Source organism: Kitasatospora sp. NPDC043950 (assembly GCF_056435345.1).
This window is the reverse complement of sequence record NZ_JBWKER010000002.1, coordinates 93,500-107,573: the sequence shown is the minus strand read 5'-3', so window position 1 is coordinate 107,573 and position 14,074 is coordinate 93,500. Positions and strand designations below refer to the sequence as shown.

The following is a 14,074-nucleotide window of genomic DNA, read 5'->3' as shown; positions in this document are numbered from 1 at the left end:
TCCTAGGGCGTCTCCTCGTCGAGCCGGTACTCCCGCAGGGCGGCGTCGTAGCCGAACAGCCCGGCGTAGCGGCCCCAGTCGGTGGCGGTCTCCAGCTGCCGGTCGACCTGTTCGCTGGTGTAGTGGTGGGCGAGCAGGTCGCGGAAGAAGCCGGCGTGCACGGCGGTGCCGGGGCGGCCGCGCAGGCCGTTGGTGATCAGCCGGACCAGCGGGACGTCCACCGCGGCTCCGGCGAAGATGGTCCGGGACTCCTGGACGTCGGCTCCGGCGAAGGCGGTGCCGGCCTCGGTGAGCAGCAGGTCGTCGCCGTGGATCTCGGCGAAGCCGAGCAGGTCGAGGGCGTCGAGCTGGGGGAGCATGTCGTCGATGTCGAGGCCGAGTTCGTCGGCGAGGTCGGCGAGGTCGCAGCAGCCGCCGCGGTGGGCGATCATCGCGGCGAGGCCGGCGAGGCCGTCCACGCTGGCGGTGGGCAGCGGGGTGTTGGCGACGGTGCGCCGGTCGGGCCGGGCGCCGTCGGCGCGGCCGGGCAGGCGGGTCTCCTTGGGGCGTCCGGTCATGATCCGGTAGACCCGGTCGACGAGTTCGTCGAAGGCGGCGGCGTCGCGGTCGCGGGGCCGGTCGAGGTCGACCTCGACGGTCTCCCGGATGGTGCCGTACGGGCGGGAGCCGAGGACGACGATGCGGTCGGCCATCAGGACCGCCTCCTCGATGTTGTGGGTGACCAGTACGACGGCGCGGGTGGGGAACTGGCCGGACTCCCACAGTTCCAGCAGTTCGCCGCGCAGGTTCTCGGCGGTGAGGACGTCCAGCGCCGAGAAGGGCTCGTCCATCATCAGCACGTCCGGTTCGACGACCAGGGCGCGGGCGAAGCCGACGCGCTGGCGCATGCCGCCGGAGAGCTCCTTGGGGTAGGCGGACTCGAAGCCGGCCAGGCCGATCAGGTCGATGGCCTGGACGGCGGCCTCGGTGCGCTCCCGGGGCGGCACGCCGCGGGCCTCCAGGCCGAGTTCGACGTTCTGCCGGACGGTCAGCCAGGGCAGCAGCGCGAAGGTCTGGAACACCAGGGCGCTGCCCGGGTTGGCGCCGGTGAGCGGGGTGCCGCGGTAGGCGACGGTGCCGGAGCTGGGCGGGATCAGTCCGGACAGGCAGCGCAGCAGGGTGGACTTGCCGGAGCCGGAGCGGCCGAGCAGGGCGACGATCTCGCCGGCCCGGACGGTGAGGTCGATGCCGGACAGCACGGGCAGCGCGCCGTCGGCGCCGGCGTAGGCCTTGGTGAGGCCGACGGTCTCCAGCAGGATCTCGCCGTCGGCGGGGGAGCCGGGGGAGCCGGGGGAGCCGGGGGAGTCGGAGGAGTCGGAGGAGTCGGCGGGGGAGAACACAGCGGCGGCGGGCGGCGCGGTGCGGGCGGCGCGCGGGAACGGGAAGCGCATGCGGGGACCTCCGGGGCGGGGAGCGGGCGCGGGTCAGAGCGAGTAGCGGCGCTCGGCCAGGCGGTAGAGGCGGCGCCAGAGCAGCCGGTTGAGGGCGACGACGTACAGGCTCATCACCGCCACCCCGGCGAGCAGGTGCGGGTAGTCGCCGTGCTCGGTGGCCCGCGCGATGTACGCGCCGAGGCCGGTGGCGGTGAGCGTGGTGCCGCCGAAGGTGACGACCTCGGAGACGATGGAGGCGTTCCAGGCGCCGCCGGAGGCGGTGAGTCCGCCGGTGACGTAGGCCGGGAAGATCCCGGGGATGATCAGCCGCCGCCAGCGCTGCCAGCCGCGCACGCCCAGGTCGTCCATGGCCTCGCGCAGGTCGGTGGGGATGGCCATGGCGCCGGCGATGGTGTTGAACAGGATGTACCACTGGGCGCCGAGGGCCATCAGCAGGACGCCGCCGAGGTCGATCGACAGCCCGGTCCGCAGCAGCAGCCACACGACCAGCGGGAAGAGGAAGTTGGCAGGGAAGCTGGCGAGCACCTGCACCAGCGGCTGGGCGATCCGGGTCAGCCGGGGGGAGAAGCCGATCCGCACGCCGACCGGCACCCAGACCAGGGTGGCGACGGTCACCAGGACGACGACCCGGGCGAGGGTGGCGAGGCCGAGCAGCAGCGGTTCGCCGAACACGCCGAGGCCGGTCGCGCCGTGCAGGTAGCGGCCGAGGTCGACCAGGCCCCAGAGCACGAGGCCGCCGGCGACGGCGGCGAAGGCGGTGTCCCCGGCGCGCCGCCGCCCGGGGTCGACGGCCAGCGGGCGGTCGTCGGTGCCCAGCAGGCGCCCGGCCCGGGAGAGCGCCCGCCACCCCGGGCGCAGCAGCCGGCCGAGCAGCCCGGGCCAGTGGGAGCGGCGCAGCAGGTCCAGCACGACGGAGCGCTGCACCTCGGTGGCCTCGGACTGCTCGTTCTTGAAGCGTTCGGCCCAGGCGGTGAGCGGGCGCCAGAACAGCAGGTTGACGCCGACCACCAGGACGGCCATGGTGGCGATCGCCCAGCCGACCCGGCCGAGGTCGCCGGCGGCGATGGCCGCGCCCGCGTAGGAGCCGACCCCGGGCAGCGCGTAGCGCTGGTTGTCGACGCTGATCGCCTCGGAGGCGACCAGGAAGAACCAGCCGCCGCCGAAGCTCAGCATGCCGTTCCAGACCAGGCCGATCATGCCCGAGGGCAGTTCGACCTTCCAGAACCGCATCCACCGGGTGAAGCGGAACGAGCGCGACAGCTCGTCGAGTTCGGGCGGCAGCGAGACCAGCGAGCAGTAGAAGCCGAAGGTCATGTTCCAGGCCTGGGAGGTGAAGATGGCGAACACCGCCGCGCACTCCAGGCCCAGTACGGAGCCGGGGAACAGGGCGAGGAAGCCGGTCACCGCGACGGTCAGGAAGGCGAGCACCGGCACCGACTGGAGGATGTCCAGGGCCGGGATCAGGACCCGCTCCAGCCGGCGGCTGCGGGCCGCGGCGTAGGCGTAGCCGAAGGTGAAGACCACCGACACGGCGAGCGCGGCGAACATCCGCAGCAGCGAGCGGGCCGCGTCGTACGGCAGCCGGGCCGGGTCGGTGTCGACCGCCGCGTTCCGGCCGGTGGAGAACCGGACGGTGGTGCCCTGCCCGACCCGCAGCGCGAGGTAGAGCAGCACCAGGACGGCGGCCGCGACGAGCGCGTCCACCCAGGTCATCCGGGCCAGGCGGGCGGCCGTCCGGGACGGCAGTGAGCCCCGGGCGGCGCCCGGGGCCGGCTTCGGCAGGGTCATGGGGTGCACCTCCGGCGCGCACCCGGGGCCCCGGGGTCGGGAGAGGTGCGTGCGACGTCAGCGGGATCGGGACGAACGCCGCGTCCCCCCGGGCCGTTGCGTCAGGCGCGCGGTCGGGCGTGGGGGAGGCGGCCGGTACGGCGGCGCGTACTGGGAGGGTCTTCGCCCATGGCCGCCTCCTCCGGTGGTGTCGTCTGGTGTCGTCCCGGGCCCGTCCTGCGGGCCCCGGGCAGTCTGCTCCTCGGGTACGTCCGTAGGCAAATGGATCCGGGGTTCCTCCGCGCGCCGGCTCAGGCCGCTTCGACGAACTCCAGCAGGTTGCCGACGGGGTCGGTGGTGTAGAAGCGGCGCCGGGGCGGCAGGCTGTCGTCCCACACCACGAGCGCGCCGAGCTCGGACAGCCGCGAGGCGAAGTCGTCGATCTCGGAGACCGCGATCCCGGGGTGGGCCTTGGTGCTGGGGCGGAAGCGCTCCTCGATGCCGAGGTAGAGCCGGACCCGGCCGCCGTCGGCGGCGAACCAGCAGCCGCCGCCCCCGGTCAGCGGCCGGGGCTTGGGGATCTCGGCCATCTGCAGGACGTCGCCGTAGAAGGCCCGCAGCAGGGCCTCGCTGCCGGGGGGTGCGGAGAGCTGGACGTGGTCGAGGGCCGTGATCACTGCGGCCTCCTCTCGGGAGCGGTGTGGTGCCGGGCCGCGGTGACCAGCAGCCGGGCGGTCGGGGTGGACAGGTCGAGGTGGTGGGCGATCCACTGGGGGTCGTGCCCGTGGGTGGCGAACACCCAGGCGGTGTAGAGCCGGTTCAGGCCGGGGGCGCCGGGCGACAGCAGCAGCGGTCGGACCTGCTCCATCGGGAACCCGTCCAGGGAGCGGGCGCTGAACCACTGGGTGTCGTCCTCGTCGGGGGCGGCGGGTCGGGCGGTGCCGCGCCCGCTGCGGGCGAGCAGCAGGGCGAGGAGCAGCCCGGCCGCCGAGGCGCCGATGAGCACGCCGGAGAGGAAGATCCGCAGCCGCCCCGGGGCGACGCCGACGGCGATCCCCTGGAGGGTGAGGAGGAGCAGGACGCCGCACAGCGCCGTCCCTCTGCTGGTCCAGGGGAACAGGGCGGTTCTGGTCACGACGGTGTCCTCCTTCGGTGGGGTGGCGGCCGGCGGGGTGCCGCCGGGGCGGGCGATCGGGCCTCGGTCGGTGCGATCGGTCGGCGGTCAGGCGACGCGGGTCAGGCGGGGGTCGTACTTGTAGCCGATCTGGCGAACGGTGGCGATCGCCTCCCGGTGGCCGGGGCCGAGCTTGCGGCGGATCCGGGCGATGTGGGTGGCGATGGTGCGGGTGTCGCCGGTGTCCGGCCGGCCCCAGACCGTCTCCATCAGCTGGCGGCGGGAGTGGACCCGCAGCGGGTTGTCGACCAGGTGCGCGAGCAGCTCGAACTCCAGGTAGGGGAGGGTCAGTTGCTGCCCGTCGACGGTGACGGTGCGCTGTTCGGGGTCCACCACCAGGCCGGTGTCCGGGTCGACGGCGGGCCGGGGGGCCGGGGCGGGGCGCGGACGCCGGGGCGGGGCGGCGGCGGTGTGGTCCGAGAAGATGGCTTCGAGCCTGGGGTAGCGCACGGCCATGGCGGATGCTCCTTCGGCGGGTCGGTGCGGAGTCGGTGCGGATCTGTACGAATCGGGACGGGCCGGTCAGCGGGCGGGGTGCCAGGGGTGCCAGGAGGCTTCCAGTCGGGCGGTGCTGTCCGGGGCCGTGACGGTCCGCCAGCTGGCCCGCAGCCGGGCGGGGCGGTCGGCGGAGGCGGCGGCCGGTGCCGGGGCCTGGGTCGTGACGGCGTGCAGGACGGGGCTGTCCAGCGGGCTCTCCGCCAGGCGTCGGCCCACGGCGGCGAGCGCGGCGCGCAGGCGGCCGCGGCCGGCGGACGGGAGGGAGGGGTGGAACGCGGCGACGATGGACATGGCAGGTCACCTCCGTGACGGGGCGGCGGGTGGAGGGGGTGCGCGAGGGCGCGGGTGGTGCGGTCGGCGGGGCGTCAGCCGTGCGGCCGGTGGCGGGCGGCGGCGCGGCTGAGGCGGCGCGCGGCGGCCGGCGGGAGGTCCGCGAAGTCGGCGAGCCAGTCCGGGCGGTGGCCCTGGCGGGCCAGCAGGTAGGTCAGGTGCACGCGCGGCTCGTACGCGGAGGCCCGGGTGTTGGGTGTGCCGGAGTGCGGGCAGGCGCCGGGGTCGTCGAGGCGGTAGTCCCTCTCGACGCCGTCGTGCAGGGCGAGGCGGACGCGCGGGCAGTGGTGGTGAAGGGCGGTGCGCATGGCCGTACTTCCTTCCTTCCCCGGGTGCGGGGCGGTCGAGGTTTCCGGGTCGGGGCCGGGGCGGCGGCACTGTCGGGCGCCGCCCCGGCGGCGGCTCAGTGGTTGAGCGCGGTCTGGACGATCTTGATGATGACCATCACCATCGCGACCAGGAGGTAGGCGCGCAGGGCGCCCATGCCGACCTTGCGGGCGGTGGACATGACCGGCTTGCCGAGGGTCTCCAGCGGGGGCATCCGCCACTCCTCGCGGCCGGTGCGGTCGATCGGGTCCTCCTTGGTGGCGGTGCGGCCGAAGGTGAAGAAGTACCCGGCGACCAGCACGCCCGCCACGCCGCAGCCGGCCATGATCCACAGGATGGCCTGCGAGCTGATGTCGGGCCAGACCACGGCGGCGGTCAGGATCAGCGACAGCATCACCAGGACCCCGACCACGGCGGAGGTGAAGGCGTTGGTCTTGGGCCCGTTGACCCACGGCCCCAGGACGGCCTTGTCGTTGCAGAGCAGCAGCAGGAACACCGTCGCCGAGGGCAGCAGCACACCCGCCAGCACCTGGACGAACTGCGTCATCAGGCCCTGGGTGTAGCCGGTGGACAGCAGCGTGATCGCGGCCGCCGCGACCACCAGGCCCGCGTAGATCGCGTAGAAGCCCCTGGCGCCCTTGACGCCCCGGTGCAGCGAGTGCCTGATGCCGAACACGTCGCCGATCGCGTAGGCGGTCGACAGCGACACGGCGAAGGCGCCGATGATCGAGGCGTCCAGCAGGGCGATGGCGAACAGCACGCCCACCACGTGCCCGGCCTTGTCCTCAAGGCCCTTGGCGACGGCGGCCGCGTCGGAGAACTGGCCGAAGCCGTCGGTGCCGGCGAAGGCCGCGGCGGTGAAGCCCATCATCGCGGCGGCGCCGATGATGACGATGGCGATCCCGATCCACAGGTCGACCTTCTCGTACTTCATGAACCGCGGCGTGATCCGCTTGTCGATGACGTACGACTGCTGGAAGAACAGCTGCCACGGGGCGACGGTGGTGCCCACGATGGAGACGATCACCAGCATCACGGCCGCCAGCTGGCCCGAGCCGCCCGGCATGCCGGGCACCACGAAGTCGTGCGCCATCTGCGAGGTCTTCGGGTGGACCATGAAGTAGATCGGCACCAGCAGCAGCGAGCCCACGCACAGCGTGACCGCGACGCGCTCGAAGCGCTGGAACGAGCCGGTGAACGCCGAGGCGATGATCACCACTGCCGCCAGCACCACCGCGGCCACCTTCGGCAGCCCGAGGTATCCGGCCGCCAGGGTGACGCCGATGAACTCGGTGACCAGCGTCAGCGCGTTCAGCAGGAACAGGTCGATGACGCTGAACGCGCCCCAGAACTTCCCGAAGCGCTCCAGGATCAGCCGGGCGTGGCCGACACCGGTGACAGCGCCCAGGCGCAGCACCATCTCCTGGTTCACGTACAGCACCGGGACCAGCATCAGCAGCGTCCACAGCAACTGCGTGCCGTAGTTCTGCCCCGCCTGCCCGTACGTCGAGAAGGCGCCCGCGTCGTTGTCGCCGACCATCACGATCAGGCCGGGGCCCACGATGGCGAGCAGGGTCTTGAGTCTTGCGGACAGGCCGCGGCGCGGCGTGGTGTCGTCGAGCCGGATGGTGCCGAGCGCACCCTTGATGTCGCCGACGTGGGCGTCGTCCAGTACCGCTGAACGCGGGGCGGGGACCTTGGAGTTGAGCGTGGCGTTGGTGGTCATGACGATCCTCCCGTGGGCCCCGGGGCAGGCGGGGCGATCGGGGGCGCACGGCGGCGATCCCCCTGCGGACGGGCGCGGCGCATCGCCACCCGGCGGTGCGGGCCCGTTCGGGCACGGCGAAGCCGGGTGTTGAGGTGATGTACCGTCAGAAATGTTCGCAGGGAGGGTCGTTACCGCGTGCCGGGAGTGTGCGAGGACAGGCGGGGGTAGGGGCAACTGTGGCCCGGACTACTGCAATCCATGTCTCTCGCCTCCTCCCGGTCGACGCACCCCGTGGTGCGTGTGATCGACGCGGCAAGGAGTTCGCCGGCGCGCGAAGCGACCGCCGGTTCACCCCAACTCGTCAGAGCTTTGGCACTCCACGGCGTGTCCAGCCCGGTCGGGCCGGAAGCCACTTCGGATCAACCCTTAGGTCGGGAAGATCTGTCCTAACCCTGGGCGTCTCTCGACGTCGTCGGATCAGTGGCCTGTGTCCGTGAAGAAGCCTCACCGAACGAGGTGCCTTCTTCAAACCTCCAGAAGCATAGACCGCGCGGAGGCCGATACTTGCGTACTTGGTAGAACCTTTACCTTCTGTCTCCGGTCGTCCCGGCCGAGGCGCGGCGAGGGGTGGCGGGGGGCGGCGGGGCGGATCGGGTGACGTGGGGTTTTGCCGCCGGGCCGCCACGGAACGACTTCCCACCGCATCGGCAGCAGCACCAGGTTGCGCCCGAATCCGAGGGGTGGCATGGCGTCCGCAGGCTCCCAGGGTGGTCCCCGGCAGGCGCGGGCCCTCGTGCTCGCCCGCCACGCGAAGCTGTGGCTCGTCCCGAGCATCCTGTGCGGCCTGCTGGCCGTGGTGCTCTCGCTGCTCTACATGGGCGGCATCCTCAACCCGACCGGGCACCTGCACCGGCTCCCGATCGCCCTGGTGAACGCGGATCAGGGCCCGCCGCCGCCGGGCCGGGCGGAGACCCTGGGCGCGCGGCTCAGCCGGGAGATCGTCGCCGGGACGCCCGGCAGCACCGTCGACTGGCGCCAGGTCGACCAGGCCGAGGCGATGGACCAGCTCTCCACCGGGAAGGTCTACGGCGCGCTGCTCGTCCCGCAGGCGTTCACCGCCGACGTGGCGGCACTGACCACCGGCCGGGCCACCGAACGGCCCACCCTGACGGTGCTCACCAACCCCGGCCTCGGCAGCCTCGGCTCCTCGCTGGCCTCCCAGATCACCCAGTCCGCCGCCCACCAGGCCTCGCTGGCGCTCGGCAAGGAGCTGACCGCGGCCGCGCCGCCGTCCGGTTCCGCCGGCTCCGGCTCCGGCACGGGCACCAGCGCCACCGCGCGGCTGCTGCTCGCCGACCCGCTCGCCGTCACCACCCGGGTCGGCCACCCGATCGGCGCCCACAGCGGGCTCGGCCTGAGCGCCTTCTACTACACCCTGCTGGCCGTGCTGACCGGCTTCATCGGCGGCAACATCATCCACAACGGCGTCGACACCGCGCTTGGCTACAGCGACAGCGAGCTCGGCCCCTGGCACACCCGGCGCCCGACCGTCCCGATCACCCGCACCCAGACTCTGCTGCTGAAGATGGTCATGACGGCCGGCATCATGCTGCTCACCACCACCCTGGTGATGCTCTGCTCGGTCACCGTCCTCGGCATGGACGCCCCGCACCAGGCGCTGCTCTGGGTCTTCGCCTACTGCGCCAGCCTCGCCGTCGGCCTCGGGGTCCAGGCGATCAACGCGGCGTTCGGCGGGATCGGGCAGCTGGTGTCCATGTTCGTCTTCATCGCGCTGGCGCTGCCCTCCTCGGGGGCGACCATCCCGCTCCAGGCGGTGCCCGGCTTCTACCGCTTCCTCAGCGTCTTCGAGCCGATGCGCCAGCTCAGCGACGGCATCCGGGCGATCCTGTTCTTCGACGCCCGGGCGGACGCGGGCCTGGCCCGGGGCTGGACCATGATCGCGGTCGGCGTGCTGCTCGCCCTGGCCTTCGGCTTCGGGATGACCCGGTACTACGACCGCAAGGGCCTGCACCGCTGGACGCCGCAGCCGTCGGAGTAGGCGTTCAGGAGTGGGCGTTCAGGAGTGGGCGTTCAGGAGTGGGCGCCGTCCTCGGTTCCTACGCCTTGGTGACGGTGACCTTGAGGTGCTTCATGATCGGCTGGTCGCTCTGGGTGCTGTGGTCGGCGATCGCGCACAGCACGTTCATCTCGGGCATGTAGCCCGCCGCGCAGCCGCGCGGGATGTCGTACGGGATCGCGAGGTAGCCGTTCAGGGTGCGGGTGCTGCCGTCCTTCGCGGTGCTGGTGATGTCGACCGGATCGAACTCGGCGATGCCGCGCTCGCGCATGTCGTCGGTGTTCAGGAAGACCAGCGTGCGCAGGTTCCGCACGCCCCGGTAGCGGTCGTTGTCGGAGTAGATCGTGGTGTTCCACTGGTCGTGGGAGCGCATGGTGCCCAGCGCCAGGGTGCCCGGGGCGGGGACGACGTCGGGCAGCGGGGCGGTGGAGAACTCGGCCCGCCCGGAGGGGGTGAGGAAGACCAGTTCGCGGGCCGGCTGCTTGATCCGGAACCCGAGGGGCAGCCGCACCCGGCGGTTGAAGTCCTCGAAGCCGTCCAGGGCCCGGGACATGGTGTCGCGGATGCGGTCGTAGTCCTCGATGTACCACTCCCACGGTGTCCCGCTGTCCGGCAGCGCCGCGCGGGCCATCCCGGCGACGATGGCGGGCTCGGACAGCAGGTGCGGGGAGGCCGGGCGCTTCATGCCGACGGACAGGTGCACCATGCTCATCGAGTCCTCGACCGAGGTGCTCTGCACCCCGCCGCGCTGGTGGTCCTTCTCGGTGCGGCCCAGGCACGGCAGGATCAGCGCCCGGCGGCCGTGCACCAGGTGGCTGCGGTTCAGCTTGGTGCTCACCTGGACGGTCAACTCGCAGCCGCGCAGCGCCTCGTGGGTGTAGGGCGTGTCGGGCGCGGCGAGCGCGAAGTTGCCGCCCATGGCGACGAAGACCGTCACCTCGCCGCGCCGCATCGCCTCGATGGCGGAGACGGTGTCCAGGCCGTGCGCGCGTGGCGGGTCGATCCCGCAGGCCTCGGCGAGGCGGTCCAGGAACTCGGGTGAGGGGCGGTGGTCGATGCCGCAGGTGCGGTTGCCCTGGACGTTGCTGTGCCCGCGCACCGGCGACGGGCCGGCGCCCTCGCGGCCCAGGTTGCCGCGCAGCAGCAGGAGGTTGACGATCTCCCGCACGGTGTCCACGCCGTGCTCGTGCTGGGTGACGCCCAGGCACCAGCTGACGATGGAGCGGTCGGCGTCGCGGTAGACCCGGGCGGCCTTGAGGACCTCGGCCCGGTCGAGCCCGCTCTGCCGCTCGATCTCCTCCCAGGGGGTGGCCCCGCACAGCGCGCGGTAGGCCTCGAACCCGGTGGTGTGGCGCTCGATGAACTGCCGGTCCAGGGCCCGGGGGTCGGCCGTGGCCTGCTCCAGGATCGCCTTGGCCATGCCGCGCACCAGTGCCATGTCGCCGCCGATGCGCGGTTGGAGGTTCAGGGTGCTGGTCTTCGTGGACTTGAACAGCGCCATGTCCACGAAGTCGTGCGGGACGATGGTGCGGGTGGCGGCCGCCTCGATCAGCGGGTTGATGTGCACGATCTGCGCGCCGCGACGGTGCGCGTCGGCGAGGGCGGTGAGCATCCGGGGCGCGTTGGAGGCGGCGTTGACGCCCATGATGAACAGCGCGTCGGTGACCTCCCAGTCCTTGAGGTCGACCGTGCCCTTCCCGGTGCCCAGCGAGGCCTGGAGGGCGCGTCCGCTGGCCTCGTGGCACATGTTGGAGCAGTCCGGCAGGTTGTTGGTGCCCAGTTCGCGGGCCATCAGCTGGTAGAGGAAGGTGGCCTCGTTGCCGAGCCGACCGGAGGTGTAGAAGGCGGCCCGGTTCGGGTCGTCCAGCTCGCGCAGGGTGCGGCCGACCAGCTCGAAGGCGTCCTTCCAGCTGATCGGGACGTAGTGGTCCGAGGCGGCGTCGTACACCATCGGCTCGGTGAGGCGGCCCTGGTCCTCCAGCGCGAAGTCGCTCCACCCGGACAGCTCGGTCACCGAGTGGGCGGCGAAGAACTCGCGGCCGACCCGCTTGCGGGTCATCTCCCAGGTGACGTGCTTGATGCCGTTCTCGCAGATGTCCAGGTGCAGGCCCTTGGTGTCGTCCGGCCAGGCGCACCCGGGGCAGTCGAACCCGGTGTTCTCGTGGTTCATCCGCATGATCGCCCGGGGCCCGTCCACGTACGCGCCCTCCTTCACCAGGAAGCGCGTCACGCTCTTCGCGGCACCCCAGCCGGCGGCCGGGTGGTGGTACGGCGCGAACTGCGGCGGCCCGACGGGGTCGGGGCCCACGGCCGGCTCGTCCCGGGCGGGGCGGTTCCGGGCGGCGTGGTTCTGCGCGGGGTCCTGCGCGGAGTCGTCCCGCGCGCGGCCGTCGGGGGAGTTCACGAAGCCCTCCGTCCGCCGACCGACAGCACGACCGCGCTCGCCGCGCCGTTCGGCGCCTCGTAGTTCACGGTCTCCCCGGCATGCCGCCCGAGCAGCGCTCGCCCGAGCGGGCTGTCTGCGGTCACCAGGGTCTCCTCCCGCACCTCGGCGAGCTCCGCCACCTCGACGGTCTCCTCCACCCCGTCCGCGAACCGCACGGTGACGGTGGAGCCCACCCCCACCACCTCCGTGGACGGCGGCCCGGCGGCGGCCCCCTCGCGGACCCGGGCCTCCAGCTCGGCGATCCGCTCGTCCAGCCGGGCGACGTCGTCGGCCCGCTGCAACTCGTCCGCCGCGTCCGCCCGGTCGCCGACGTCCTCCCCGCGCAGCGTCCCCACCACTTTCGCCCGCTCGCCGCGCAGCTCGGCCAACTCCTCCTGCACGGCGCGCAGGGCCTCGGCACTGATGGGCTCGGGACCGTCTGTCATGGCTGCTCCCGGGTCGTTCGCGGAACGCTCAAGCACGGGTCGCTTCCATTACCCCACCACCCCGCACCCCCGGCAAATCCGCCGTGGGCGAGGCTCCCGCGACCGGCCCCGGGGGTGGCGGTGATCACCTTCGCGGTGGGCGGGCGTCGGGGCGGTGGGCCCCGGTCGGGACGAAGCCGCAGGTCCGGGCGGTGCGGGCGGGGCGCGGCCGGGCAGGCGGGGGGAGGGACCGGCCGAAGGGGTGGGGGCGGGCGAAGCTACCATGTGCGCAACACCCTCAGCTCGAAAGATGGACTTGTGACTGTCAACGACGACGTGTTCACGGACTGGAAGAACCGCGAGGAGATCGCGGAGTCGATGATCCCGATCATCGGGCGACTGCACCGCGAGCGGGACGTGACCGTCCTGCTGCACAGCAGGTCCCTGGTGAACAAGTCGGTGGTCAGCATCCTGAAGACGCACCGCTTCGCCCGCCAGATAGCCGGCGAGGAGCTCTCGGTCACCGAGACGATGCCCTTCCTGAGTGCGCTGACCACCCTGGACCTCGGCCCCTCGCAGATCGACATCGGCATGCTCGCCGCGACCTACCGGGCCGACGACCACGGCCTGTCGGTCGAGGAGTTCACCGCCCGGGCCGTCTCCGGCGCCACCGGCGAGAACAAGCTGGAGCGCCGCGACGCCCGCGACGTCGTCCTCTACGGCTTCGGCCGGATCGGCCGCCTGGTCGCCCGCCTGCTGATCGAGAAGGCCTCCGGCAACGGCCTGCGCCTGAAGGCCATCGTCGTGCGCGACAGCGGCGGCGACGACCTGGTCAAGCGCGCCTCGCTGCTGCGCCGGGACTCCATCCACGGCCAGTTCCAGGGCACGATCACCGTCGACGAGGCGAACAACAAGATCATCGCCAACGGCAACGAGATCACCGTGATCTACTCCGACGACCCGACCAAGGTCGACTACACGGAGTACGGGATCAAGGACGCCATCCTGATCGACAACACCGGCCGCTGGCGCGACCGGGAGGGCCTGTCCAAGCACCTGCGCCCCGGCATCGCCAAGGTCGTGCTGACCGCGCCGGGCAAGGGCGACGTCCCGAACATCGTCCACGGCGTCAACCACGACACGATCAAGCCCGACGAGCAGATCCTGTCCTGCGCCTCCTGCACCACCAACGCCATCGTCCCGCCGCTGAAGGCGATGGACGACGAGTACGGCGTGCTGCGCGGGCACGTGGAGACCGTCCACTCGTTCACCAACGACCAGAACCTGCTGGACAACTACCACAAGGCCGACCGTCGCGGCCGCTCGGCACCGCTCAACATGGTGATCACCGAGACCGGCGCCGCCTCGGCCGTCGCCAAGGCCCTCCCGGACCTCCAGGCGAAGATCACCGGCAGCTCGATCCGCGTCCCCGTGCCGGACGTCTCGATCGCCATCCTCAACCTGCAGCTGGCCCGCGAGACCAACCGCGAGGAGGTCCTCGACTACCTGCGCGACGTCTCGCTGACCTCGCCGCTGAAGCGCCAGATCGACTACACCGACTCCCCGGACGCGGTCTCCAGCGACTTCATCGGCTCGCGCCACGCCTCGATCGTCGACGCCGGCGCCACCAAGGTCGAGGGCGACAACGCGATCCTCTACCTGTGGTACGACAACGAGTTCGGCTACTCCTGCCAGGTCATCCGGGTCGTCCAGTACGTCTCGGGCGTCGAGTTCCCGACCTACCCGGCCCCGGCGGTCTGATCCTCAGGTAGTTCAGGTAGTTCCGGCAGTCCCGGGGGGGGGGGGGGGGGGGGGGGGGGGGGGGGGGGGGGGGGGGGGGGGGGGGGGGGGGGGGGGGGGGGGTGGGGGGGGGGGTGGACTGCCGGCGGCAGCGTAGCAGAGTATGAGAG

12 protein-coding genes and 1 riboswitch are annotated in these 14,074 nt (G+C 72.5%); of the genes, 2 read left to right on the top strand and 10 right to left on the bottom strand.

Features of this window, described 5'->3' with window-relative positions:
* Positions 1-2: 2 nt before the first annotated feature.
* The 8 genes from AC07BF_RS01665 to AC07BF_RS01630 form a co-directional block, all read right to left on the bottom strand.
* The gene (locus tag AC07BF_RS01665) at positions 3-1,430 is read right to left on the bottom strand and encodes an ABC transporter ATP-binding protein (protein WP_478332760.1); all 1,428 of its coding nucleotides are present in this window, start codon (positions 1,428-1,430) and stop codon (positions 3-5) included.
* 33 nt (positions 1,431-1,463) lie between these two features.
* On the bottom strand, positions 1,464-3,221 hold the full coding sequence (locus tag AC07BF_RS01660; protein WP_363589665.1) for an ABC transporter permease: 1,758 nt from the start codon (positions 3,219-3,221) through the stop codon (positions 1,464-1,466).
* 290 nt (positions 3,222-3,511) lie between these two features.
* Positions 3,512-3,877, bottom strand: coding sequence for a VOC family protein (locus tag AC07BF_RS01655; RefSeq protein ID WP_363623397.1), 366 nt, complete (start codon positions 3,875-3,877; stop codon positions 3,512-3,514).
* Entirely contained in the window at positions 3,874-4,335 is a 462-nt protein-coding gene (locus tag AC07BF_RS01650) for a hypothetical protein (protein ID WP_363589661.1), read from the bottom strand. Before AC07BF_RS01650 ends, AC07BF_RS01655 begins: the two co-directional genes overlap by 4 nt.
* Positions 4,336-4,422: 87 nt before the next feature.
* Complete coding sequence (locus tag AC07BF_RS01645; protein WP_363623399.1) at positions 4,423-4,830, bottom strand: winged helix-turn-helix domain-containing protein; 408 nt, start codon at positions 4,828-4,830, stop codon at positions 4,423-4,425.
* Between the two features lie 66 nt (positions 4,831-4,896).
* Positions 4,897-5,163 carry a hypothetical protein gene (locus AC07BF_RS01640; protein ID WP_478332759.1) on the bottom strand — a complete coding sequence of 89 codons (267 nt, stop codon included), beginning with the start codon at positions 5,161-5,163 and terminating at the stop codon, positions 4,897-4,899.
* A gap of 74 nt (positions 5,164-5,237) precedes the next feature.
* The gene (locus tag AC07BF_RS01635; RefSeq protein WP_478332758.1) at positions 5,238-5,510 is read right to left on the bottom strand and encodes a hypothetical protein; all 273 of its coding nucleotides are present in this window, start codon (positions 5,508-5,510) and stop codon (positions 5,238-5,240) included.
* A 95-nt stretch (positions 5,511-5,605) separates the two neighbouring features.
* On the bottom strand, positions 5,606-7,255 hold the full coding sequence (locus AC07BF_RS01630; RefSeq protein ID WP_478332757.1) for an NRAMP family divalent metal transporter: 1,650 nt from the start codon (positions 7,253-7,255) through the stop codon (positions 5,606-5,608).
* A 327-nt stretch (positions 7,256-7,582) separates the two neighbouring features.
* A riboswitch (M-box (ykoK) riboswitch) is annotated at positions 7,583-7,760 on the bottom strand.
* 222 nt (positions 7,761-7,982) lie between these two features.
* Here AC07BF_RS01630 and AC07BF_RS01625 point away from each other — a divergent pair.
* The gene (locus tag AC07BF_RS01625; RefSeq protein WP_363632540.1) at positions 7,983-9,296 is read left to right on the top strand and encodes a YhgE/Pip domain-containing protein; all 1,314 of its coding nucleotides are present in this window, start codon (positions 7,983-7,985) and stop codon (positions 9,294-9,296) included.
* A 58-nt stretch (positions 9,297-9,354) separates the two neighbouring features.
* Here the strand turns inward: AC07BF_RS01625 and AC07BF_RS01620 are convergent, their stop codons facing one another.
* On the bottom strand, positions 9,355-11,622 hold the full coding sequence (locus AC07BF_RS01620; protein ID WP_363588327.1) for an FdhF/YdeP family oxidoreductase: 2,268 nt from the start codon (positions 11,620-11,622) through the stop codon (positions 9,355-9,357).
* Positions 11,623-11,714: 92 nt separating this feature from the next.
* Positions 11,715-12,185, bottom strand: coding sequence for a GreA/GreB family elongation factor (locus AC07BF_RS01615; protein WP_363588321.1), 471 nt, complete (start codon positions 12,183-12,185; stop codon positions 11,715-11,717).
* A 297-nt stretch (positions 12,186-12,482) separates the two neighbouring features.
* Between AC07BF_RS01615 and AC07BF_RS01610 the strand changes: the two genes are divergently transcribed.
* A complete protein-coding gene (locus AC07BF_RS01610; RefSeq protein ID WP_363588319.1) occupies positions 12,483-13,925 on the top strand; it encodes a glyceraldehyde-3-phosphate dehydrogenase in 1,443 nt (480 codons plus the stop codon).
* The last annotated feature ends 149 nt before the right edge of the window (positions 13,926-14,074 follow it).

Coding starts and splice junctions, on each gene's coding strand:
- AC07BF_RS01665 (WP_478332760.1), bottom strand. CDS start 1,430: ATGCGCTTCCCGTTCCCGCGCGCCGCCCGCACCGCGCCGCCCGCCGCC.
- AC07BF_RS01660 (WP_363589665.1), bottom strand. CDS start 3,221: ATGACCCTGCCGAAGCCGGCCCCGGGCGCCGCCCGGGGCTCACTGCCG.
- AC07BF_RS01645 (WP_363623399.1), bottom strand. CDS start 4,830: ATGGCCGTGCGCTACCCCAGGCTCGAAGCCATCTTCTCGGACCACACC.
- AC07BF_RS01640 (WP_478332759.1), bottom strand. CDS start 5,163: ATGTCCATCGTCGCCGCGTTCCACCCCTCCCTCCCGTCCGCCGGCCGC.
- AC07BF_RS01635 (WP_478332758.1), bottom strand. CDS start 5,510: ATGCGCACCGCCCTTCACCACCACTGCCCGCGCGTCCGCCTCGCCCTG.
- AC07BF_RS01630 (WP_478332757.1), bottom strand. CDS start 7,255: ATGACCACCAACGCCACGCTCAACTCCAAGGTCCCCGCCCCGCGTTCA.
- AC07BF_RS01625 (WP_363632540.1), top strand. CDS start 7,983: ATGGCGTCCGCAGGCTCCCAGGGTGGTCCCCGGCAGGCGCGGGCCCTC.
- AC07BF_RS01615 (WP_363588321.1), bottom strand. CDS start 12,185: ATGACAGACGGTCCCGAGCCCATCAGTGCCGAGGCCCTGCGCGCCGTG.